The organism is Thioclava sp. IC9, assembly GCF_002213225.1.
Classification (GTDB): Bacteria; Pseudomonadota; Alphaproteobacteria; order Rhodobacterales; family Rhodobacteraceae; genus Thioclava; species Thioclava nitratireducens.
Map to the genome: position 1 here is coordinate 24,289 of NZ_NBNX01000010.1, position 21,322 is coordinate 45,610.

Here is a 21,322-nt window from a genome sequence, read left to right on the forward strand (position 1 = left end):
GTGGTCAGCAGGTCTGAACGGTGCCCTTCCGGCGCGGTCGCCGCGAGGCGTGCTTGAAAATCCGGCGCGCGGGTCCGACTATCGAGGGCGCAGCACGCAGGGATGGCTTGACGATGGAAGAGGACAGCGCCGGAGGCAGCCCCGCCTGCTTCGCCCATCTGCTGGTCGACGGACACCCCCTCGATCCCGAGACCGCCCGCGACGTGGCGCGGTTCAGACGGGCCGAGCGCGCGCGGCTGCTCAAGTTACGCACCCTGTGCGCGGACGATCGAGAGCGCGCGACCGCCTGCCTGATCGAAGGTCTCGACCGGCTCGTCGCCCCCCGAGCGGGCCAGACCGTCGCCGTCTACTGGCCGATCAGGGGCGAGCCGGACCTGCGGTCGTGGATGTGCAGGGTCCACGAGGCGGGGACGCAGATCCTGTTGCCCGTCGTCACCGCGAAAGATGCGCCGCTGGAATTCCACACTTGGAGCCCGGACTGCCGGATGGCGCGCGGCATCTGGAACATCCTCGTGCCGGCTTCTGGCGAACCCAGACGCCCGGACGTGGTAATCGCGCCGCTCGTGGGTGTCGACGAGACCCTTCACCGCCTCGGCAACGGCGGCGGCTATTACGACCGGACGCTGGCACGGATCGAGACGCCGCCGCGGACCATCGGCGTTGGGTTTGCGGGCTGCCAACTGCCCACGATCTATCCGATGCCCTGGGACGTGCCGATGGACGAGGCGCTCTTGTCGGACGGGACGCACCTGAAGAGGTAGCGCGCTGAAGTATCTGCCTGTCAGGTGACAAAAAAGCTCCCCTCAACGTTCACCGATCGCCACGATCGGCAGCCCGCGACATTCAGTGCTCTCAGCGGGGACGTGCGCAGCCATGGCGCTTGACAGCGTCGGCGCGCGCGAGCATTCGGTCTAAAAAAATGAAAATGCCGGAGGGTTTGCATCTTGCAGTTGACCAGACTTGTCTATTCATCCAGGCACCGCGATCTGCAGCCTGAAACCGTCGACGATATCCTCGAGAAATCCCGCATCAATAATTTGCGTGATGGCATCACGGGCGCCCTGATCGTCAGTGATCGCAGTTTCATGCAACTTCTCGAGGGTGAGCGGGACGCGGTCGCAAAATGTCTGCTCCGCCTGCTGGGCGATCCTCGGCACGACGATATCCGTATCTTATGTGCAGGGGACGCGGAACATCGCCTCTTCGCGGAATGGAGCATGCACCTGATCCAGACGTCCGGGATAAAACGGGAGATCCTGAGCCGCTACGAAATCGACGGCAGCTTCGCACCGGAAAAGATGACACAAGCGGCCATTGAGGATCTCTGCAAGGTTCTCTCGAAAGACGACTGGGAAGAAATCGCCGCCTAGCAGGAAACGACCTCGCCGATCGTTCCGAAGATACCAGCCTTCGTTGAGGCGTCCGCGCCTGCATCTCCAAAGGTTCGTCACGCCCCAGTGAGCGACATCCGCAGACCGGGGCCACCGCCCCGAGGAAGGTCATAGCGCCCGGATCACACGGATCTTCCCGGCTCTTTCCTTGGACAGCGCCAAAGTCCCGCTATGTCTACGAGGACTCTTCGAGGCGATGCGAAGGCGGAGAGACAGAAACGGGGCGCCGGTCGGAAGATCGTCGTGCCGATGGAATTGCGGCGTCCGGCTGTGCATTGCCGAGCCTGACGCACCAACAAGACGGAGATTTCAAGGTGAGTGATAGCGACGATTACGTGCCTCCCCGGGTATGGACTTGGTCTCAGGAAAGCGGCGGACGTTTCGCCAGCATCAACCGCCCCATTGCGGGGCCGACCCATGACAAGTCGCTGCCCGTGGGCAAGCATCCCTTCCAGCTCTATTCCCTCGCGACCCCCAACGGTCAGAAGGTGACGATCATGTTCGAGGAGCTTCTCGAACTTGGTCACGAGGACGCGGAATACGACGCCTGGCTGATCGATATCAGCAAGGGTGACCAGTTCAGCTCCGGCTTCGTCGAGATCAACCCGAACTCCAAGATCCCGGCCCTGATGGACCGCTCCGGCCCCGAGCCGATCCGCGTCTTCGAATCCGGTGCGATCCTGACCTATCTGGCCGAGAAATTCGGGGCGTTCCTGCCGACCGAGCCGGCCAAGCGCGCCGAGTGCCTGTCCTGGCTGTTCTGGCAGATGGGCAGCGGGCCCTATCTGGGCGGCGGCTTCGGGCATTTCTACGCCTACGCGCCGACCAAGATGGAATACCCGATCAACCGCTTCGCGATGGAGGTCAAACGCCAGCTCGACGTTCTCGACCGCCGCCTCGCCGAAACGCCTTATCTGGGAGGCGACGACTACACCATCGCCGATATCGCGGTCTTCCCGTGGTATGGCGGGCTGGTGAAGGGATGGCTCTATGACGCGGCGGAGTTCCTGTCGGTGCATGAATACAAGAACGTGCTGCGTTGGGCCGACACGATTTTCGAGCGTCCTGCGGTGAAGCGGGGCCGAATGGTCAACCGCACGAACGGCGATCCGGCGGAACAACTCCACGAACGCCATTCCGCGCGCGACTTCGAGACGAAGACGCAAGACAAGGTCTGAGCGACCGACCCGTTTTGGATGATTTGGCCCCGGCGCAACTGTCGCGCCGGGGCCTTTGCATGAAGCGATATGAACGCGATCGCGACGAAACCGACCGGCACGAGGCCTGTCTTCGGGAACACGCGGCCTCCGGACCTGTTGTTTCTGAATGAGCAAGAAGATCGAACCATCGGCAAGCCACGCGGACGGGTCCGCGGCGACCTCGAATGACGCTCAAGCGGGGCCCGAAGCTGTCCCGACAATGATCGAGCGGCTGCAGCGGCTCACCGAGGGGCAAGAAACCATTACGCTCGGCGAACTGACCAGGGAAATCGGCTCGCAGGGCCATGCGCCGCTGCTGATGATCGCCGCGATCTTCATGATCCTCCCGGTCGGCATGATCCCCGGCATTGGCGGTGCGCTCGGGACACTGGTCGCGCTTATCGGGTTCTACACGCTCCTCGGTCGAAACGGCATCTGGTTGCCGGGCTTCTTGGCCAAACGCGAGATCCCGGCGGACCGCGTTCGCAAGGCGGCCGAAAGACTGCGTCCGGCCGCTGACTGGCTGCGCAGGCATATGCATCGCAGATGGGAGCCCCTCGCCCGCGGCAACGTCTCGATCTCCGCGATCGCGGTGATCCTCATCGTGACCGGGGGATCCTTGCTTATCCTCGGGGCCATCCCGGTAACGGTTCCCTTGGTCGGGCTTCCGATCGCGGCGTTTTCTCTTGGGATTCTGGCGCGTGACGGGGTGATCGTGGCCGTCGGTTACGCATTGCTCCTGATCGCTGGCTGCGCCGTCTGGCTGATGCTCTGAGCCGCAATCGCAGCACCAGTTCGGGCCAAGGATCGCTTGATCCGGCCTCCCCCGCCTCCGCCTACACCACATCCTCGGGCGCAAGGCGACAGGCCTTGGCGGGGTCGGTCTCGACTTGCAAGGTAGCGTGTCCGATCCCGTGATGTTCGTGCAGCTCATCGGCCGCGTTCAGCAGGAAAGCGTCATCGGGCCGACCCTCCGGCATCACCAGGTGGCAGGTGAGGGCCGTGTCCGTCGTGCTCAACGCCCAGACGTGCAGATCGTGCAGGCTGGCGACGCCGGGCAGGTTCTCCAGCCGGGCCCGCACATCCTCCAGATCGATCCCCGGAGGCACGGTATCCATCGCCAGCTTCACGCTGTCGCGCAGCAGGCCCCATGTGCCCACCAGGATCACCGCAGCGATCACCAAGCTGAAAACCGGGTCCAGCCATTGCCAGCCGAACCACATGATCAGCAGCGCCGCGACGATCACACCTGCGGTGACTGCGGCGTCGGCGGCCATGTGCAGGAAGGCGCCCTTGATGTTGAGGTCGCTGTTGCGACCGCGCATGAACAGAAGGGCGGTGCCGGTGTTGACGATCAGCCCCACCACGGCGACCCAGAGGATGGTGTCGCTGCCCACAGGCTGCGGGTCGAGCAGGCGGCGAACGGCCTCCCAGACGATGGCGCCGACCGCGACCAGAAGGATGGCCGCATTCGCCAGGGAGGCGAGGATCGGCGCGCGTTTGTAGCCATAGGTCTTGCGTCCCGAGGGCGGCTTGCGCTCCAGCCAGGTCGCGAACCAGGCGATGGCGAGGCCGAACACGTCCGACAGGTTATGCCCGGCATCGGCCAGCAGCGCGAGCGAGCCCGAGATCAGGCCGAAGGCGGCCTCGAGACAGACGTAGAGCGTATTCAGTGCAATGCCGATGGCAAACGCCTTGCCGAATGTCGCCGGCGCATGGGAATGCCCCGGTCCGCCATGTCCATGGTCGTGGCTGTGACTGTGGTCGTGTGCCATGTCGGCGCGTGTTCCGGTGTTGCTGCTGAGGTCGTGGAGGCAACGACGGAAGGGGCCGAAGGTTCCTTGGCCTTGGTCCGGCCCCGTGGCGCATCGGGCGCGGAGCCGTGGCAAAGGTTCGCATAGCCTGGCGGAGACTTCGACCGAAGCCTCGCGATGACGCCACTTTGCGAAAGGCGTGCTGCAGGCGGAGGCTCCGTGGTCATTTCGTCCCGCGGAGCCTTCCGCGAGCATAGCATAGACCCGCGAGACAGCCGCGCCTCACGCCCTGCCCCGCCTGCCCGGATTCAGCGCCGGTTCATCGCATCGCGCAGCGCCGCGCCGAAGGCACCATTGCCGCTGTCTTTTGCTGGCGCCTTGCCTTGCCCCTTGCCGGCCCCTTTGCCACGGGGGCCTTGCGGGCCGGGTTTACCCCGATCCTGCCGCTTGTCTTGCCGCGCCGGGCCGTTGCCCCGCGCAGGAGCGCCGCCCTCGGATTGCTTGCGCATCGACAGGCCGATCCGTTTGCGCGGGATGTCGACCTCGGTCACGCGCACGCGCACCACGTCGCCCGCCTTCACCACCTCATGCGGATCCTTCACGAAGCGATCTGCGAGCTGGCTGACATGCACCAGACCGTCCTGATGCACGCCGATATCCACGAAAGCGCCAAAGGCTGCGACGTTGGTCACGGTGCCCTCGAGGCTCATCCCCGGCTTGAGATCCTTGATGTCCTCGACCCCGTCGGTGAATTGCGCGGTCTTGAAGGTGGGGCGCGGATCGCGACCGGGTTTTTCCAGTTCCGCGAAGATATCGCGAATGGTGGGCAGGCCGAACTCGTCGGTCACGAACTGCTCTGCACGCAGGCCTTTCAACGCCGTCGGCTGGCCCATGATCTCGCGGATGTCGCGGCCGCAGCTTTGCACGATCTTGCGCGCGACCGCGTAGGCTTCGGGGTGGACGGACGAGGCATCGAGCGGCTCTTCGCCATCGCGGATACGCAGGAAGCCCGCGCATTGCTCGAAGGCCTTGGGGCCGAGCCCCGCCACTTCCATCAGCGCGCGCCGCGAGGGGAAGGCGCCATGCGCGTCGCGATGCGCGACGATGGCCTGCGCCAGCGCGGGCCCAAGCCCCGCCACCTGCGCCAGAAGCGGTGCGGAGGCCATGTTCAGGTCCACGCCCACCGCGTTCACCGCATCTTCGACGACCGCCTCCAGCGCTTGCGACAGGCGGCGCTGATCCACGTCGTGCTGATATTGCCCGACGCCGATGCTCTGCGGTTCGATCTTCACGAGTTCCGCGAGCGGGTCCTGCAAGCGCCGCGCGATCGAGACCGCGCCGCGCAAGCTGACATCCAGATCGGGGAATTCGCGCGCGGCCAGTTCCGAAGCCGAATAGACCGACGCCCCGGCTTCCGAGACCACCACTTTCGTCGGCGCGCGCACCCCCGGCGGCAGCAGCTTCAGGGTATCCGCGACCATCCGTTCGGTCTCGCGGCTGGCGGTGCCGTTGCCGATCGCGATCAGCTCGATCCCGTGGCGCTTGACCATGTCGATGATCTTCGCCTCGGCGCCGCGCAGGTCCATCTTCGGCTGGAACGGGTAGAGCGTCGCGGTCTCCAGAAGCTTGCCGGTCGCATCGACCACCGCCGCCTTCACCCCGGTGCGGATGCCCGGATCGAGGCCGAGCGTCGCGCGCGGACCGGCCGGGGCAGCCAGAAGCAGGTCATGCAGGTTGCGCGCGAAGACTTTGATAGCCTCGTCATGGGCGCGCTGACGCAGCTCGCCCAGCAGATCGACATAGAGTGAGACCGAGAATTTCACCCGCCACGCCCACCGCGCCACGTCGCGCAGCCACAGATCGCCCGGGCGTCCGGCCTGCGTGTCTAGGGTCGCTGCGATCTTGCCGATCGCGCGGTCTTCACCGGTCTCTGGATCGGGCGCGATCTCCATCGTCACGATCTCTTCCTTCGCGGCGCGCAGGATGGCGAGCGCCCGGTGGCCGGGAATGTCGGCCCATTTCTCGCGATGGTCGAAATAATCCGAGAACTTCGCGCCCGCCTCTTCTTTGCCCGGCACGACGCGCGCGGCGATGAAGGCCTCGGCGCGCATGAAGTCGCGCAAATTGCCAAGCAGCTCGGCGTTTTCCGACAGTTCCTCGGTCAGGATGTCGCGCGCGCCGGTCAGGGCGTCCTTCACCGTCGGCACCGCCTCGGTCACGTATTCTTCCGCCAGCTCTTCAGGCGCGGCGTGCCGGTCTTCCTGAATGGCGCGCAACAGCGGCTCCAACCCGTTCTCGCGCGCGATCATCGCCTTGGTGCGGCGCTTGGGCTTGAAGGGCAGGTAGATATCCTCGAGCGCCGCCTTGCTTTCGGCCCGCGCGATCGAGCGCGCCAGATCGTCGGTCAGCTTGCCCTGCTCGCGGATCGAGTTGAGGATCGTCTCGCGCCGCGCCTCCATCTCGCGCAGGTAACCCAGCCGTTCCGAGAGCGTCCGCAGCTGCGTATCGTCGAGCCCGCCCGTGACCTCCTTGCGGTAGCGGGCCACGAAGGGCACGGTCGCCCCGCCATCGAGAAGCCCGATCGCCGCGGTCACCTGCGCGGGCTGCGCCGCGATATCCGTGGCAATGGTCTGCGCGATGCGGGCTTGGACGGGGGCGGAATCGGTGTGGGCCAAGGCTGTCTCCTGAAAGTCGGGCCGCCAGCAATACCCGCCTCCTCGAGCGGGGAAAAGGGGCAAGGCCGGGGGCGGGCCGGATTGCGCTGGTCTGTTGACGGACGGATCGGTTCGATATGGGTGTTTGCAGGGAGATTGGCTGCGCCTCTTGTCGCGAAGGCTCTCCATCCGACGGAGTTAGCGTGGTTCGGGACCCCGCCTCAGGCCTTGAGACGAAAATCGGACAGGAAAGCGGCGAGCGCGGAGACTGCCTGCCCCATATCGCCGGCGCTCGCATATTCGGCCGGGTTATGGCTGATCCCGCCCTTGCAGCGCAAAAACAGCATCGCGATCGGGCAGAGATCGGCCATGGCGGAAGCGTCATGCGTGGCCCCCGAGGGCAGCTCCGGCGCGGCCTCTCCGGTCACGTTGCGCACAGCTGCGGCGAGCCCCTCTCGCAGCGCTGCATCGCAGGCTTGGGCGGGCTGCGCATAGGTCTTCTCGATCTCGATCTGCGTAGCCGTCGCCTCCGCGATCAGCGCGCAGAGCGGGCCAAGCGCCGCGCCCATTGCGGCACGGGCCGGGTCTTCGGCGGCGCGGATCTCGATGGTCAGATCGACCCGCGCGGGAATCGCGTTGACCACGTTGGGCGAGACATCGAGCTGCCCGACCGTCGCCCGGATACCGTGATCGCGCGCCACATCGTGCACGCCGCGCACCAGATCCGAGGCGGCCAGCAGCGCGTCGTGGCGCATCTCCATCGGCACGGTGCCCGCATGTCCCGCCTCGCCGGTGATCGTGACACGATGCCGCTCGATCCCGGAAATCGCGGTGACGACGCCGAGCGGCTTGTCTTCGCCCTCAAGCACCGGGCCCTGTTCGATATGCAACTCCACATAGCCCGCGACACTGACCGGATCGCGCGCGAGCGCCGCGGTGCCCTCCGGGTCTCCGCCAAAGGCCTCGAGCGCCGCGCCGAGGCTTACGCCCGTCTTGTCCACCATCGCGAAAACGGACGGGTCGAGCGTGCCGGCCAAGGCGCGCGGTCCGATCAGCGCGGTCGGGAAACGCACGCCTTCCTCATCAGCGAAGGCCAGCACTTCCACGGAAAACGGCAGAGCGCGATCGCCAATCGCCTCGAGCGCCAGGCATCCCAGCGCCACCCCCATGATCCCGTCGAACGCACCACCGGCACGCACGCTGTCCTGATGAGAGCCGATCAGCAGCGTGGGTGCCCCCTCAGGCCCTTCCCTCCGCCCGATCAGCGTGCCCGCCGCATCGAGCGTGACCTTGCAGCGCGCTTTCTGCATCCAATCCGTGATGATCTCCAGCGCCGCCTCGTGCTCGGGACCGAAAGGCAGCCGGGTCACGCCGGGACCCGGCTCGGAGACTTTCGCGATCGTCTCCAGCCGCTCTTGCGCTACTGCACCCCAATCCTGCATGGCACCCCCCCTATTTATCATGATAAATAGTTGTCTACTCTTTTGACGTGAATTGGTCTAGGAGAAACGCCAGTGTGTTTCCCCAACAGAGATCCGATGCCCCGCAAGCCCGCCACCGAACCGAGACGCTCTCGCCCCGCCCGCGTCGCCGATCAGATCAAGGACTGGGTTGTCGCGCAGCGCCTGAAGAAGGGAGATCGCCTGCCTGGCGAGACGGAGATGATCGAACGGTTCGGCATGGCCAAGGGCACGATCCGGGAGGCGATGCGACTGCTGGAGGCCCAGGGACTGGTGACCACGCGCACCGGGCCGGGCGGCGGTTCCTTCGTGGGGGAAGTCAGCGAAGAACGCGCCAGAGCGCTTCTCGGCAACTACTTCTATTTCAAGGATCTCACCGTCGCGGATATCTACCAGATCCGCCGTGCGCTGGAGCCCGAGGTGGCGGCGAGTCTTGCCGGCAGGCTGTCCGCCGACGAGCTGGCCGAGCTGGAAGCGCTGGTCGCGCGCTACTCCGTCCCTGCATCCACGCCCGAGGAAGAACGCGAGCAGCATGTGCAATCTCTGCAGTTCCACGCAGCGCTGGCAAGGCATTCAGACAATCCGCTCCTGTCCTTCCTGATCCGCTTCATGGCGCAGATCCTGTCGGACCTGACGGTCTACAAAAAGCTATACGCCCCGCCCAATCGCGAGCTTTGGGAGAGCGGGCGCAACCACCAGATCGCCCTGATCGACGCCCTGCGCGAGGGCCGCGCCGAGGACGCCCGCAAGATCATGGCCGATCACATGGCCACCGCCCAGCGCTTCATGGAGGCGCAGGAGGCGGAGGTGATGAAACGGTTCATCGCCGAGTGACCCTCGCCACCGTCCGTTAGACAGAGAGTGCTTGCCTCAAGCTACTCCGTCCCCGTCTCGGGGGAGCGGAAGCGCTTCCGGCTCGACCAGATCGGGCGCGCGATAAGGGTCGTCGAGGGTCGGCACGACACGCGTCCAGCCGTGATAGGGCTCGGCCCGGGCGGCGGCGAGCAGGTCGGCCAGATCTTCGAGCGGTTTGGCGGAGCGGTCGATGCGCAGCGTCAGCGGCGTGACTGCACGCGAGGCAACCAGCAACGCTGCCGAGAGCAAGCCGCGACTGTCGCCCCCTGCCCGCGCGCCCGCGACGAGGGCCGCCATCAACCGGTCGGGCATCGCGCCCTTCGTTGACAGGTAGGTATCGCGCACCGCGGCGATTACCGACCAATCGGCGAGCATATTGCCCGAGACCACCACGCCCGGCCCTTCCAGCGCACCACAGACCGGAACCGACATTTCCCCGGTAAAATGGCCCGTGTCCCCGTGCAGATCGATCGCGGCCAGTTGGCGGTGGGCGCGTCCGGTATCCGGGTCCGTCACCTGGGCCACGGCGTCGCCGGCGGACATCCCGGTCTTCATCTTCTCCAGCACATCCTCGCCCCAGAGCGTGGATGGCGCGGTGCCCTGGCTTGCCGACAATCCCGATTCGGCCCCGCCGCGCAGCACCCAGCCGCCGACGCACAGGCTACCCGTCATGGCCGCCCCGCCAAAGGTGCCTGATTTTTCGTCATATGCCAGAATTGATACCGTCACGGCGGAACTCCGTTGATCTGCGCTCTTGCATTTATCATGATAATTTGCCCTCATGCAATCATCACCAATAAAAATCAGCCATGCTGAACAGGAGAGGTAACATGACGAAACTCACCCTTACGCGGCGCGGTCTTCTGATCTCGGGCGTGGCGACGGGCGTCCTGATGGGAACCGGTCTGCCCTCGATGGCGGCGACCCCGCCAGGCGTTCTGGTCGTCGGCCAGATCGCGGAACCCAAGGCGCTCGATCCGGCGGCCGTCACCGCTGTGAACGACTTCCGCATCCTGATGAATCTCTATGACGGGCTGGTGCGCTACAAATCCGGCACGCTCGAAGTCGAACCGGCCCTCGCCAAGAGCTGGGACATCTCCGACGATGGCAAGACCTACACGTTCCATCTGCGTCAGGGCGTGAAATTCTATGACGGCTCGGATTTCGACGCCGAGGCGGTGAAGTTCAACTTCGAGCGGATGCTCGACGAGAACCACCCCTATTACCACACCGGCCCCTTCCCGCTCGCCTTCTTCTTCTCAAGCGTGGACACGATCGACGCGAAAGACCCCCAAACCGTGGTGTTCACGCTGAAAGAGCCCTATGCGCCCTTCCTGTCGAACCTCGCCTATCCGACGGGGCTGATCGTCTCGCCGACGGCGGTGAAGAAATTCGACAAGGATTTCGGCCGCAACCCGGTCGGCACCGGACCCTTCACCTTCAAGGAATGGCGCCCGAACGAGGCCGTCGTGGTCGAGGGCAACCCCGATTACTGGGACACGCCCACCTCGCTCAAGGCGGTCATCTTCCGCCCGATCACGGATGCCAATACCCGCGTGGCCGAGATGCTGGCCGGCGGGATCGACCTGATGGTCGAGGTGCCGCCCGTGGCGCTCAAGGAGTTCCAGAACGACAAGTATCACCTTGTCGAGCAGGCGGGGCCGCATCTGTGGTTCCTGATCCTCGATTGCGCCAAGGGGCCGTTCAAGGACAAGAAGGCCCGTCAGGCCGCGAACTACGCGATCAACAAGGAAGCGATCGTCAACGACGTGCTCGAAGGCACGGCGACGGTCGCCAACGGCCCGACGCCCGCCGCCTTCGCCTGGGCGCATGACGACAGCCTCGACCCCTATCCCTACGATCCGGAGAAAGCCAAGGCGCTTCTGAAAGAGGCTGGCGTGGCCGAGGGCACGGAGGTGACCTTCTACGTCACCGATGGCGGCTCGGGGATGCTCGACCCGGTGGCGATGGGCACCGCGATCCAGGCCGACCTGAAGGCGGTGGGGCTGAACGCAAAGATCGAGACTTTCGAGTGGAACACCTTCCTAGGCAAGGTGAACCCGGGGCTCGACTCGAACGGGCAACATGTCGACATGGCCGAGATGGCATGGATGACGAACGACCCCGACACCCTGCCCTATCTTGCGCTGCGCACCGATGCCTGGCCCGACAAGGGCGGGTTCAACTCGGGCTATTACTCGAACCCTGAGGTCGACAAGCTGCTCGAAGAGGCGCGCACCGCGACCGATCAGTCCAAGCGCGCCGAGCTCTACAAGAAGATGCAGCAGATCGTGCATGACGACGCGCCTTGGGTCTTCGTGGCGAACTGGAAGCAGAACGCGGTGACCAACGACAAAGTGTCGGACTTCACGCTGCAGCCCTCGTTCTTCCTGCTCCTCAAGGACGTGACGAAGGCCTGATCTTTCCGGGGTGCGCGGGCCACGACAGGCCCGCGCACCCCTTTTTCCATCCTTTGCGCGTCACCCAAAGGGAGACCAATGGGCAGCTATATCCTCAAACGGCTCTTGCTCGCGGTGCCCGTGATCCTCGGGATCACGGTGATCGTTTTCCTGATCATGGCGATGATCCCGGGCGACCCGGCCACCGCGATCCTTGGAAGCTATGCCACCCCCGAGAACGTGGCGCGGCTGAACCGCGATCTGGGCCTCGATCAGCCCTTGGTGGCGCGCTACTTCATCTGGCTGGGGAACATGCTCCACGGCGATTTCGGGCAGAGCTTCTCGCTCAACCGTCCCGTTATCGACGAGGTGCTGGAGCGGTTCAACAACACGCTGATCCTTGCGGGCACCTCCTTCGTTCTATGCACGGTTTTCGGCATTCTCGCAGGCGTAATTTCGGCCGCGCGTCAGTATGGGTTCGCAGACAAGGCAATCACCTTCGTGGTGCTTCTGGGCATCTCGATCCCGTCCTTCTTCCTCGGAATGATGATGATCCTGATCTTCGCGGTGGACCTGCAATGGCTGCCGGTCTCGGGGATGTATGCGATCTATGGCGGCGGCGACCTGCCCGACCTGATCCATCATCTCACGATGCCCGCGCTGGCACTTGCGGTAGTGGCGACCGGCGTGGTGGCGCGGCTGTCGCGCTCGGCCATGCTGGAGGTGCTGCGGCAGGATTTCATCCGCACCGCGCGCGCCAAGGGTGTGAAAGAGGGCCGCGTGATCTGGGGCCATGCGCTCCGTGCCGCGATGGTCTCGATCATTCCGGTGCTGGGCATTCAGGCGGGCTTCGTGCTGTCGGGCGCGGTCTATATCGAGATCGTGTTCCAGTGGCCCGGCATCGGGCGGATGCTGGTCGATGCGATCTTGCAGCGTGATATCCTGCTCGTCCAAGGCGGCGTCGTCTTCGTTGCCAGCTGCTATGTCATCTTCAACATCATCGTCGATGTCGCCCAGAGCCTTCTAGACCCGAGGATCAAGACATGAGCGCGTTCTTCAAACTTCTCGCGCGCAACCGTCTGGCGCTGGGGGGGCTGATCGTGATGGGACTGGTGGTTCTGATGGCGCTGATCACGCCGCTCCTGCCGCTCACCGATCCGGATGCGACGAACACCGCGAACCGCTTCCTGCCGCCGTTTTCCGAGGGCGCGTTTCTGGGCACGGATGCGTTGGGGCGCGATCTGCTTTCGCGGCTTCTATGGGGCACGCGGCTGTCGCTGGCCGTGGGCTTTGCAGCCGCGCTTTTCGCGGCCGTCGCGGGCGCTGCGGTCGGCATCATCGCGGGCTTCTATGGCGGGCGGACCGACAACATCATCATGCGCGCCGTCGATATGCTGATGGCGTTCCCGTATATCCTGCTGGCGCTGGCGATCGTGGCCGCTCTCGGCCCCGGCCTCGTGAATGCGTTGATCGCGGTGGCGGTGGTCAATATCCCCTTCTTTGCGCGCAACATCCGCGGCATCACCGTGGGCCTCGCACATAAGGAATTCGTCGATGCGGCGAAGCTCGCGGGCATGTCCAATGCGCGCATCATCACCTCGGAGATTCTGCCCAACGTGGTGCCCGTCATCGTGATCGCGATGTCCACAACGATCGGCTGGATGATCCTCGAGACCGCCGGCCTGAGCTTCCTCGGCCTCGGCTCGCAGCCGCCGCAGGCCGATCTCGGGAGCATGCTGGGCGAGGCGCGCTCGGCGCTGATTACCAACCCGCATACCTCGGTCATTCCCGGCCTCATGATCCTGATCATTGTGATGAGCATCAACCTGCTGGGCGACGGCGTGCGCGACGCGCTCGACCCGCGGCTGAAATCGGGCGCGCTGAGCCGCCCCATGGCCGCGACCCGCGTTGAACGCAAGGACCGTCCTGCGCCCGAACAGCCGACCGACGGCGTCCTGAGCCTTGAGGACCTGCACACCCAGTTCCAAGTGAAGGACCGCATCTACAAGGCTGTTTCGGGCGTCTCGCTTTCGGTCAAACCTGGCGAATGTCTCGGGGTGATCGGCGAGAGCGGCTCGGGGAAATCGGTGACGGCACTGTCGATCATGGGGCTCGTGGCGTCACCGCCCGGCGTCATCACCGGGGGCGCTGCACGCCTTGAAGGCCGCGACATGATCGGCGCGCGCTATGGCGATCTGCGAAGTCTACGCGGTCGCCGCGTCGCCTATATCTTCCAGGACCCGCTGGCGACGCTCCACCCGCTCTACAAGGTTGGCGATCAACTGGTGGAAGCGATCTCGTGCCATCACCCGATCTCGAAATCCGAAGGGCGCGAAAAGGCGATCGACCTCCTGAAATCCGTGCGCATCCCCAATGCGGAGAGCCGCGTGGACAGCTATCCGCATGAGATGTCGGGCGGCATGCGTCAGCGCGTCGGCATCGCGATGGCGCTGGCCAACGACCCGGACGTGATCATCGCGGACGAGCCCACCACCGCGCTCGACGTGACGGTGCAGGCGCAGATCCTTTCGCTGCTCGACGATCTGCGGCGGGAACGCGGGCTCGCGATCATCTTCATTACCCATGATTTCGGCGTGGTGGCCCAGCTGTGCGACCGCGTGGCGGTGATGTATGCGGGCCGGATCGTCGAGGAAGGCCCGACGATGGAGATCCTGCGCGCGCCCGCCCACCCCTACACGTCGCGCCTGATCGCCTGCGTGCCTGAACTGGGCGAGGGCAAACGCAAGCTCGAGGCGATCCCGGGCCTGCCGCCTTCGGTTGACAATCTGCCGGCAGGCTGTGCCTTTGCGGATCGCTGTCTGAAGGCGCAACCAGCCTGCAAAGAAGGCGAGATACTGCTCGAGGGGACCGGATCGCGCACCGTGCGCTGCCTCTATCCCGAGCCCCGTTTCGCGGAGGAGACCGCATGAGCATCGCCCTGCAGATCACCGACCTGTCGAAGACCTTTCCTGTCGGCAAGAAGCTATTCGGCGGCATGAAAGGAGCCGTGAAAGCGGTCCACCCGATGACGCTGAGCGTGCAGACAGGCGAGACGCTCGGCATCGTGGGCGAGTCCGGCTGCGGCAAGTCCACGCTGGCGCGGATGTTGGTGGGCCTCCTGCCGCCGACCACCGGCACGATCGAAATCGAGGGCTCGGCCCTCGACAACGCGGACCCGGCCGAATTCGGCAAGCGCATCCAATATGTATTTCAGGACCCGATCAGCAGTCTCAACCCGCGCAAGACGATCCGGCAGATCATGGATGCGCCGCTGAAGCTATTGCACGGAATGGACCGCGCCGCGCGCGAGAAACGTATTCTCGAGATTTTCGACAGCGTGAACCTGCGCGCCGATTTCCTCGACCGGTATCCGCATGAGTTCTCCGGCGGTCAGGCGCAGCGCATCGGCATCGCACGCGCGCTTGCAGCGCAGGCCCGCATCCTGATCCTCGATGAACCCGTCTCCGCGCTCGATGTCTCGGTGCAGGCGCAGGTGCTGAACCTGCTGGCCGATCTGAAACGCGAATTCGGACTGACCTACCTGTTCATCAGCCACGATCTGGCAGTGGTCGAGGCGGTCAGCGACCGGATCGCGGTTCTCTATTTTGGCTCGGTGGTCGAGGAAGGCAGGGCCGAGGAGATTTTCGCCCATCCGCGCCACCCCTACACGAAGCTGCTGGCGGAAAGTGCGCCCGTAGTCGGTCGCGCGTTATCGGACCCGGAGCAGGGCCAAGCGGAACTGCCGAACCCGCTCAATCCGCCGAAGGGCTGCGCCTTCGCAAAACGCTGTCCTTACGCGAGCGAGCAATGCCTCGGCGCTCCCCCGCCCCTGACCGAAATGGGCGCCGATCAGAGGGTCGCCTGCTATCACCCCCTGCCGCCACCCGGGCACCTCTGACATTACCCTGATCGGGTAGCGGCGTTGATTTCCAGAATTTCCGCAGGCGAGTAGGGCTGACCAGTGTGGTCCACGAGGTCGTGGAACCAAGCGCCGTCCTCGCCAATCTTGGCCGTGCCTGACACACCGTCGGGCCAAGGCAGCCAGGTTTGACTGCGCCCGCGCACGAAGCCCCATTGCAGCGCTCCGACGCCGGTTTCGCGAAACAGCGGGATCTGCTCGGCGATCGTGCTGTCGAGGCTGCGTGCCATCCATTCAGTGCAGATCAAGGGCCGCTTCAGCGCGCTGAGCGCCGCGATCGTCGCCTCCATTCTCGCGCGCGGCACATAGGCGTGGAAGGTCACGACATCGGAGAGCGCGAGCGCGGTTCGGTCAATCTCCGTCGCGTAGGATGTGCCCTCTCCAGGCACCGACCACGCGGCCACGGTAAGCGGCTGGCTCGGGGCGCACTCCCGCGCCCAGGCGAAGCAATCACGCATCAGCGACAGGCTCGCTTGCTCAAGCCTATCTGGGTAGCTCTCATAGCGACCGGAGCGAAAAATCATCCGGTTTCCCGGCTCGTTATAGAGATCCCACAAGATGACGCGGGAATCTGCGCGGAACCGCATGACGATCGCGCGCAGATAGGTTTCCAGCTGGGGCCGACGGGACGGATCCTCGACGATCGCTCTGCCGGGGCTACCCACGGCGCGACTGTTGTGGACGGCGGGCACGGGGTCTGGCTGTGGCCCGGGAGTGGCCGGCTCGCCAGAGAATTCGCAATCGTCAAACGGGCAGAGGATGACGCCAAGACCGTGCGAAGCCGCGATGGCCAGAAAGCGGTCCACCCGGTCGAGCAGCCCGACCCCCTCGGCCTGCCAGACGACGAAGGGCAGGTTGACGCGCACGACGTTGAACCCGATCTCGCGCGCCCAGCCCAGCTCGCGTTCGATGACCTCGGGGGCGAAATCCGCGCCGCGCCAGAACTCGACGAAGTTGACCGCGACGCTCGGCAGGTAGTTGAAGCCACAAAGCCATCCGATCTCGCGGCGCCATGCCCAGGCGCGTTCAACGCTCCACCGGTCTGCCTGCTCAAGCCTGTCGTCTTTCATCATATCCTCATGGGGCTGGGAGGTCCGGAGGCGTGCCGGTCGGACGCCTCCGGGGGTGACTGCGAACGCAGCCGGTTACTGGTCGAGGATGTCCTGCACCTCGTTCTGCGCTTCGGCGAGGGCCTTCTTCGGGTCCTTTCCGGTCAGCCAGATCGATTGCAGGTTGCGGTTCAGCGCGTCCTGAATCTTGCTGTATTCCGGCGACGCCGGCGTATCGCGCGCGATCTTCTCGGTGCCCACGTATTCGGCACGGTGCGGCAGATCGCGATAGGCCTTACTCTCGAGCACCGACTTACGCACCGCCATGTGGCCCGTGCGCGCCCAATCCGCGTCGTGATTGTAGATGAAGGCTGCGACCTTCAGCGCGGCCTTGTATTTCTCGGGGTTCCGATCCTTCAGCGTCGAGGGGATCGCCCAGGTGTGGTTGTCAGCCCAGGTGGCGGGCTGGTCGAAGAGCTGCGGGAAATCGGAGACGTAGTAGTCCTTCAGCCCGGTATCGGGGTTCTCAGCCTGCTTGGTATATTCGTTGACCACCCAAGTGCCGTTGACCAGCACCGCCGCATTGCCATTGAGGAATTCCTGCTGGCTGTCGGCATAGTTCAGCTTGGGGTTGGCATAGCCGCCATCGAAGAGCTGGGTGATCGCCTTGACCGCGTTGAGGGCCTCGGGCGTATCGATCGTCGCAGTATCGCCGTCGAAAATGTTCGAGCCCTGCTGCCAGATCAGAGACAGGACCAGCCGCACACCGATCGGGAATTGCGAGAAATCGGCGGCGAGATAGTCCTTGCCGGTCGCTTCCTTCACCTTCTTGGCTTGGGCGAGCAGTTCCTCGGGGCTGTGGGGAAGGATAGGCTTGCCGTCCTTCACGAGGCCCGCCTTCTTCATGATGTCCATGTTCACGTGCCAGAGGTTGGCGTGGAAATCCATCGGCACGGCGACGATCTTGCCGTCATATGTCACGGCCTTTTTCGCCCCCTCGGTCCAGTCGGACGCGTCGATGCCCGCGGCTTCGAGGTCCGGCCCGATATCGGCCAGAGCGCCCAGCGAGGCGAATTCGGGGATCGAGGAGCGGTGAATGACGAAGATATCGGGCGGATCGCCCGCCGCGAACATCGCCTTCACGTGGTCGTAGTAATTTCCCCAATCGGTCGGCAGAGTCTTCACCGTCACATCGGGAATTTCCTGGCTGGCCGCATTGATGATCGACTGGATGATGCAGGCTTCGCCGACGCTGGTATGCGTGTCGGTTCCCGCATCCTCGCAGGCGCCGAAGAACCGCGCGAGATTGACGGTGACGGGCTCGGCCGCAGCCGGGCTTGCCAGCCCCGCCGCAAGCGCCAGGCCCAGAGCAAGATGTTTCATGATTTCCTCCCGTTTGAATGGGGCAAGCGCGCCCCGGTTATCCCTTGCTTCCGCCTACGGTCATCGCTTGCACGACGTAGCGCTGGAAGATCAGGAAAAGGACGACGACCGGAAGCGAGGCGATCACACCCGAGGCCATCACGCGGCCCAGCCCTTCCGATTGCGCGAAGTTCGATTGCAGGCTCGCAAGGCCCAGCGTGATGGTGAACATCTCCTTGTGGCTCGCCGAAACCAGCGGCCAGAGATAGTCGTTCCACGCGTAGAGAAACGTCAGGATCGCGAGCGTCATCATCGCGGGCCGCGCGAGGGGCAGCATCACGAACCAGAAGATTTGGAACGGCCCTACCCCGTCGATGCGCGCAGCATCCTCGATATCCTTCGGCGCGGCCTTGAAGAACTGCATCATCAGAAAGACGCCGATCGGCACTGCCACCCGCGGCAGGATCAGCGCGCCATAGCTGTTGTGCCAACCGAAATTGGCAAACATCGTATAGAGCGGAATGAAGATCGCCTGTTCCGGCACCATCAGACCGAGCAGGATGAAGATGGTGATGGCCGTCTTGAACCGAAATTGGAGCCGTGCGAGCGCATAACCTGCAGTCGTCGAGACGGCGAGCACAGCGAAGGTCATGCCCCCCGCTACGACGATCGAATTGAGAAACCAACGCGGCGTATCCCCGAAGGAAAAGAGCTTTGCGTAATTGTCCCACGTGAAGGGGATCGGAATCATCCCCAGCCAAGTCGAAGCGGTTGTTCGCGCCAGAACCTCGTTCGGCTGGAACGAGAGCGATACCATCCAGAGCGTCGGCACGAGCCAGATAAAGGCGGGAACGGCGAGCGCTATGCAAAGCCAGTAATAGCTACGTTTCGACGTCATTCGCTTTTCTCCCGACCGATGAGGAACTGGATCACGGCGAAGACGCTCATGATCGCGAAGAGAAAGACCGCCATGGCCGAGGCGCGCCCGATCTCGCTGTCGCGGAAAGCCGACTGGTAGATGTAGCGCACCAGCACCTGCGTGCGGTCATCCGGGCCGCCCTGCGTCATCAGGTGCGACTGCCCGAAGACCTGGAAATGCAGGATGATCTGCAAGACGACGACGAGCGTGATGGTCCGTTTGAGGTTCGGCAGGGTGATGAACCAGAACGATTTCCATCCTCGCGCGTTGTCGAGGGCCGCCGCCTCGTAGATTTCGCGGTTGATGTCTTGCATCCCGGCGAGGAACAGGATCATGGCGATGCCGAGCGACCACCAGATCGTCGTGACCACGATCGCCAGCATCGCGAAATGCGGATCCGTGAGCCAGCTGACCGGAGACCCGCCGAATACCTTGATCACGTTGTCGATCAGCCCCTGCGTAGGCGAGAACATGATCTGCCAGATCAGGGTTACGACCGTCACCGAGAGAACCTGGCTCAGGAAGAACAAGGTGCGGAACACGGCCATCATCCGGGTCTCGCGATTGAGCGCTGCCGCCAGCAGAAGCGCCGCAATCGTGGTGCCGGGGGCTGCGAGCGCCACGAACAGCACCGTGTTGCCGACGGTCGGCCAGAACCTGCGATCGAACCAGCGACCGCCTTCACCGGGCGTGAAGCCGAGGAGGAGAAAGATGAGTAGCGCCGCGATCGCGATCGGGATCGCGCTGCGGCCACTCAAACGACCCGCCCGGTGAAGTCCAAACGCACCGGCCAGAACGGCAAGCGCGAGAAGCTGAATGAGGGGGTGCGAGACCGGCCCCCAGGTGATGTTTCGTCCCCAGAGCATGTGAACGTAATTGTGCAGCCCGACCCATTTCGCCGCCGCGGGGTTCATCGCCACTGCGAGGAGGTTCCAGTCATGCAGGCTGATCCAGACGCCTTTGAAGAAAGGGTAGACGAGAAAGGCGCAATAGGTGGCGAGAAATGGGGCCAGAAGCGCCCATGCCGCCTGCTGCTGCGAGAGCGTCCTTTTGCGTTTCCCGATCGTTTGCCGTGCCATGCGCCTCCTCCCAAAGCTCGCATTAGCCCTTGTGCTAATAATATTAGCAATGTCAGATAGAGACCGTCGCCTGTCAACAAATTTTCCTCGGACCCTGGATTTCCCCGATGCAAGAGCCTGAAAAGAAAAAGCAAAAAAAAGCGAAAGTGACGATGAAAGACGTGGCTCTCGCAGCCGGGGTGTCGCAATCGACGGTATCGTTCGTGCTGAACGGGCAGGAAGACATGCGGATCGGCAAGGAGACTCGGGATCGGGTTCTCAAGGCCGCCGAGACATTGGATTACCGATACCGTTCTGCCGGGCGCCCGCCGTCGCGCAGCCGCCCGACGACTTACGGCTTCATGATCGACGAAATCGCGACGAGCCCCTTCGCGTCCATCTCCATCGAGGCGTTCCAGGAGCAGGCCTGGTCCGACGGCGCGCTCGTCGAGATAGCAATGACCGGTGGCGATCCGGGCTACGAGCAGCAGGTCCTGCAGAAATGGCAACGCGACGGAATCGACGGGGTGGTCTATGCCTCGATCCTGACGCGCGAGGTGTCACCACATCTCGCGCTTCGCAAGCATCGCGCTGTGCTGCTCAATTGCCATGACAAGGAAGGACTGTTCCGCGCGGTGGTGCCTGCGGAGCGGCGCGGCGGCCACGCCGCGACCATGGCTCTGATCGGCGAGGGCTATCGACGGATCGCCTTCATCGCGGGCGAAGCCTGGATGGAGGCGTCCGAGCAGCGTCAGGAGGGTTTCATCCGCGCAATGCACGAAAGCGGATTGGAGCCTGAACCCGAGTTGATCCGACAGGGGAATTTCATGCCGAGCGGCGGCTACCGCGAAACCCGCGAGTTGCTCTCCCTCGATGCGCCCCCCGAGGCGATTTTCTGCGCCAACGACCTGACCGCACTCGGGTGTTATGAAGCGCTGAAGGAACACGGCGTGCACGTCGGAGCGGATATCGCCGTGGTCGGCTACGACGACCAAGAGATTGCGCAGCACCTCTCGCCCGCGCTCTCGACGGTGCTTCTTCCGCATGGCGAGATGGGACGATGGTGCGCCCGGCAGCTGCGGGCGAAATCGACCCTGCTTCCGCGCGTCGAGCGCATGGCCTGTCCTTTCGTTGCGCGGCAGTCGCATTTGAGAGCGCCACTTACGACCGATTAAAGCCTCGCTTCGGCTGGCATCACGCTTCCATGGAGCCTTCGCTTCGGTCTGACCCTCTCGGCCACATCCCTCCGACGGTGGAAGCTGGCATTCAAGCACCGACCTCGGGCGCCTATTGACGGAGCGAT

Annotated in this window: 18 protein-coding genes; 10 read left to right on the forward strand and 8 right to left on the reverse strand. The window is 64.3% G+C overall.

Going from position 1 to position 21,322, the window contains the following annotated elements; translation table 11 throughout:
• Window positions 1-113: 113 nt before the first annotated feature.
• The 4 genes from B6V76_RS18295 (at window position 114) to B6V76_RS18310 (ending at window position 3,365) form a co-directional block, all read left to right on the forward strand.
• On the forward strand, window positions 114-761 hold the full coding sequence (locus B6V76_RS18295; RefSeq protein WP_088728126.1) for a 5-formyltetrahydrofolate cyclo-ligase: 648 nt from the start codon (window positions 114-116) through the stop codon (window positions 759-761).
• Window positions 762-944: 183 nt separating this feature from the next.
• Window positions 945-1,370 (forward strand): BLUF domain-containing protein, encoded by a 426-nt coding sequence (locus B6V76_RS18300; RefSeq protein WP_157771545.1) that lies wholly within the window; start codon window positions 945-947, stop codon window positions 1,368-1,370.
• 335 nt (window positions 1,371-1,705) lie between these two features.
• Entirely contained in the window at window positions 1,706-2,569 is an 864-nt protein-coding gene (gene yghU, locus B6V76_RS18305; RefSeq protein WP_088728147.1) for a glutathione-dependent disulfide-bond oxidoreductase, read from the forward strand.
• A 148-nt stretch (window positions 2,570-2,717) separates the two neighbouring features.
• Window positions 2,718-3,365, forward strand: a complete 648-nt coding sequence (locus tag B6V76_RS18310) for an exopolysaccharide biosynthesis protein (protein ID WP_088728127.1) — start codon at window positions 2,718-2,720, stop codon at window positions 3,363-3,365.
• 61 nt (window positions 3,366-3,426) lie between these two features.
• Here B6V76_RS18310 and B6V76_RS18315 read toward each other — a convergent pair whose 3' ends face one another.
• The 3 genes from B6V76_RS18315 to B6V76_RS18325 all read right to left on the reverse strand — a co-directional run bounded on the left by B6V76_RS18315 (window position 3,427) and on the right by B6V76_RS18325 (window position 8,440).
• The gene (locus B6V76_RS18315; protein WP_088728128.1) at window positions 3,427-4,365 is read right to left on the reverse strand and encodes a cation diffusion facilitator family transporter; all 939 of its coding nucleotides are present in this window, start codon (window positions 4,363-4,365) and stop codon (window positions 3,427-3,429) included.
• Window positions 4,366-4,652: 287 nt separating this feature from the next.
• A complete protein-coding gene (locus B6V76_RS18320) occupies window positions 4,653-7,019 on the reverse strand; it encodes a Tex family protein (RefSeq protein WP_088728129.1) in 2,367 nt (788 codons plus the stop codon).
• A gap of 200 nt (window positions 7,020-7,219) precedes the next feature.
• On the reverse strand, window positions 7,220-8,440 hold the full coding sequence (locus tag B6V76_RS18325; RefSeq protein ID WP_088728130.1) for a M20 family metallo-hydrolase: 1,221 nt from the start codon (window positions 8,438-8,440) through the stop codon (window positions 7,220-7,222).
• A 96-nt stretch (window positions 8,441-8,536) separates the two neighbouring features.
• Between B6V76_RS18325 and B6V76_RS18330 the strand changes: the two genes are divergently transcribed.
• Window positions 8,537-9,292 carry an FCD domain-containing protein gene (locus B6V76_RS18330; protein ID WP_088728131.1) on the forward strand — a complete coding sequence of 252 codons (756 nt, stop codon included), beginning with the start codon at window positions 8,537-8,539 and terminating at the stop codon, window positions 9,290-9,292.
• A gap of 36 nt (window positions 9,293-9,328) precedes the next feature.
• Here B6V76_RS18330 and B6V76_RS18335 read toward each other — a convergent pair whose 3' ends face one another.
• Window positions 9,329-10,096 (reverse strand): DUF1028 domain-containing protein, encoded by a 768-nt coding sequence (locus tag B6V76_RS18335; protein WP_276206143.1) that lies wholly within the window; start codon window positions 10,094-10,096, stop codon window positions 9,329-9,331.
• Between the two features lie 47 nt (window positions 10,097-10,143).
• Between B6V76_RS18335 and B6V76_RS18340 the strand changes: the two genes are divergently transcribed.
• The 4 genes from B6V76_RS18340 (at window position 10,144) to B6V76_RS18355 (ending at window position 15,610) form a co-directional block, all read left to right on the forward strand.
• Window positions 10,144-11,733 carry an ABC transporter substrate-binding protein gene (locus B6V76_RS18340; protein ID WP_088728133.1) on the forward strand — a complete coding sequence of 530 codons (1,590 nt, stop codon included), beginning with the start codon at window positions 10,144-10,146 and terminating at the stop codon, window positions 11,731-11,733.
• A 78-nt stretch (window positions 11,734-11,811) separates the two neighbouring features.
• On the forward strand, window positions 11,812-12,759 hold the full coding sequence (locus B6V76_RS18345; RefSeq protein WP_075777258.1) for an ABC transporter permease: 948 nt from the start codon (window positions 11,812-11,814) through the stop codon (window positions 12,757-12,759).
• Window positions 12,756-14,642, forward strand: a complete 1,887-nt coding sequence (locus tag B6V76_RS18350; protein ID WP_088728134.1) for a dipeptide/oligopeptide/nickel ABC transporter permease/ATP-binding protein — start codon at window positions 12,756-12,758, stop codon at window positions 14,640-14,642. The genes B6V76_RS18345 and B6V76_RS18350 overlap by 4 nt, the downstream gene beginning before the upstream one ends.
• Window positions 14,639-15,610 (forward strand): oligopeptide/dipeptide ABC transporter ATP-binding protein, encoded by a 972-nt coding sequence (locus B6V76_RS18355; protein ID WP_088728135.1) that lies wholly within the window; start codon window positions 14,639-14,641, stop codon window positions 15,608-15,610. The genes B6V76_RS18350 and B6V76_RS18355 overlap by 4 nt, the downstream gene beginning before the upstream one ends.
• Before the next feature lie 2 nt (window positions 15,611-15,612).
• Here the strand turns inward: B6V76_RS18355 and B6V76_RS18360 are convergent, their stop codons facing one another.
• From B6V76_RS18360 to B6V76_RS18375, 4 genes are all read right to left on the reverse strand, one after another.
• On the reverse strand, window positions 15,613-16,701 hold the full coding sequence (locus B6V76_RS18360) for a cellulase family glycosylhydrolase (RefSeq protein ID WP_088728136.1): 1,089 nt from the start codon (window positions 16,699-16,701) through the stop codon (window positions 15,613-15,615).
• A gap of 75 nt (window positions 16,702-16,776) precedes the next feature.
• Entirely contained in the window at window positions 16,777-18,063 is a 1,287-nt protein-coding gene (locus B6V76_RS18365; protein ID WP_088728137.1) for an extracellular solute-binding protein, read from the reverse strand.
• Window positions 18,064-18,100: 37 nt separating this feature from the next.
• Window positions 18,101-18,940, reverse strand: coding sequence for a carbohydrate ABC transporter permease (locus B6V76_RS18370; RefSeq protein WP_088720603.1), 840 nt, complete (start codon window positions 18,938-18,940; stop codon window positions 18,101-18,103).
• Window positions 18,937-20,040, reverse strand: a complete 1,104-nt coding sequence (locus B6V76_RS18375) for a sugar ABC transporter permease (RefSeq protein ID WP_088725964.1) — start codon at window positions 20,038-20,040, stop codon at window positions 18,937-18,939. Before B6V76_RS18375 ends, B6V76_RS18370 begins: the two co-directional genes overlap by 4 nt.
• A 152-nt stretch (window positions 20,041-20,192) precedes the next feature.
• Between B6V76_RS18375 and B6V76_RS18380 the strand changes: the two genes are divergently transcribed.
• On the forward strand, window positions 20,193-21,194 hold the full coding sequence (locus B6V76_RS18380; protein ID WP_166504634.1) for a LacI family DNA-binding transcriptional regulator: 1,002 nt from the start codon (window positions 20,193-20,195) through the stop codon (window positions 21,192-21,194).
• Window positions 21,195-21,322: the final 128 nt, after the last annotated feature.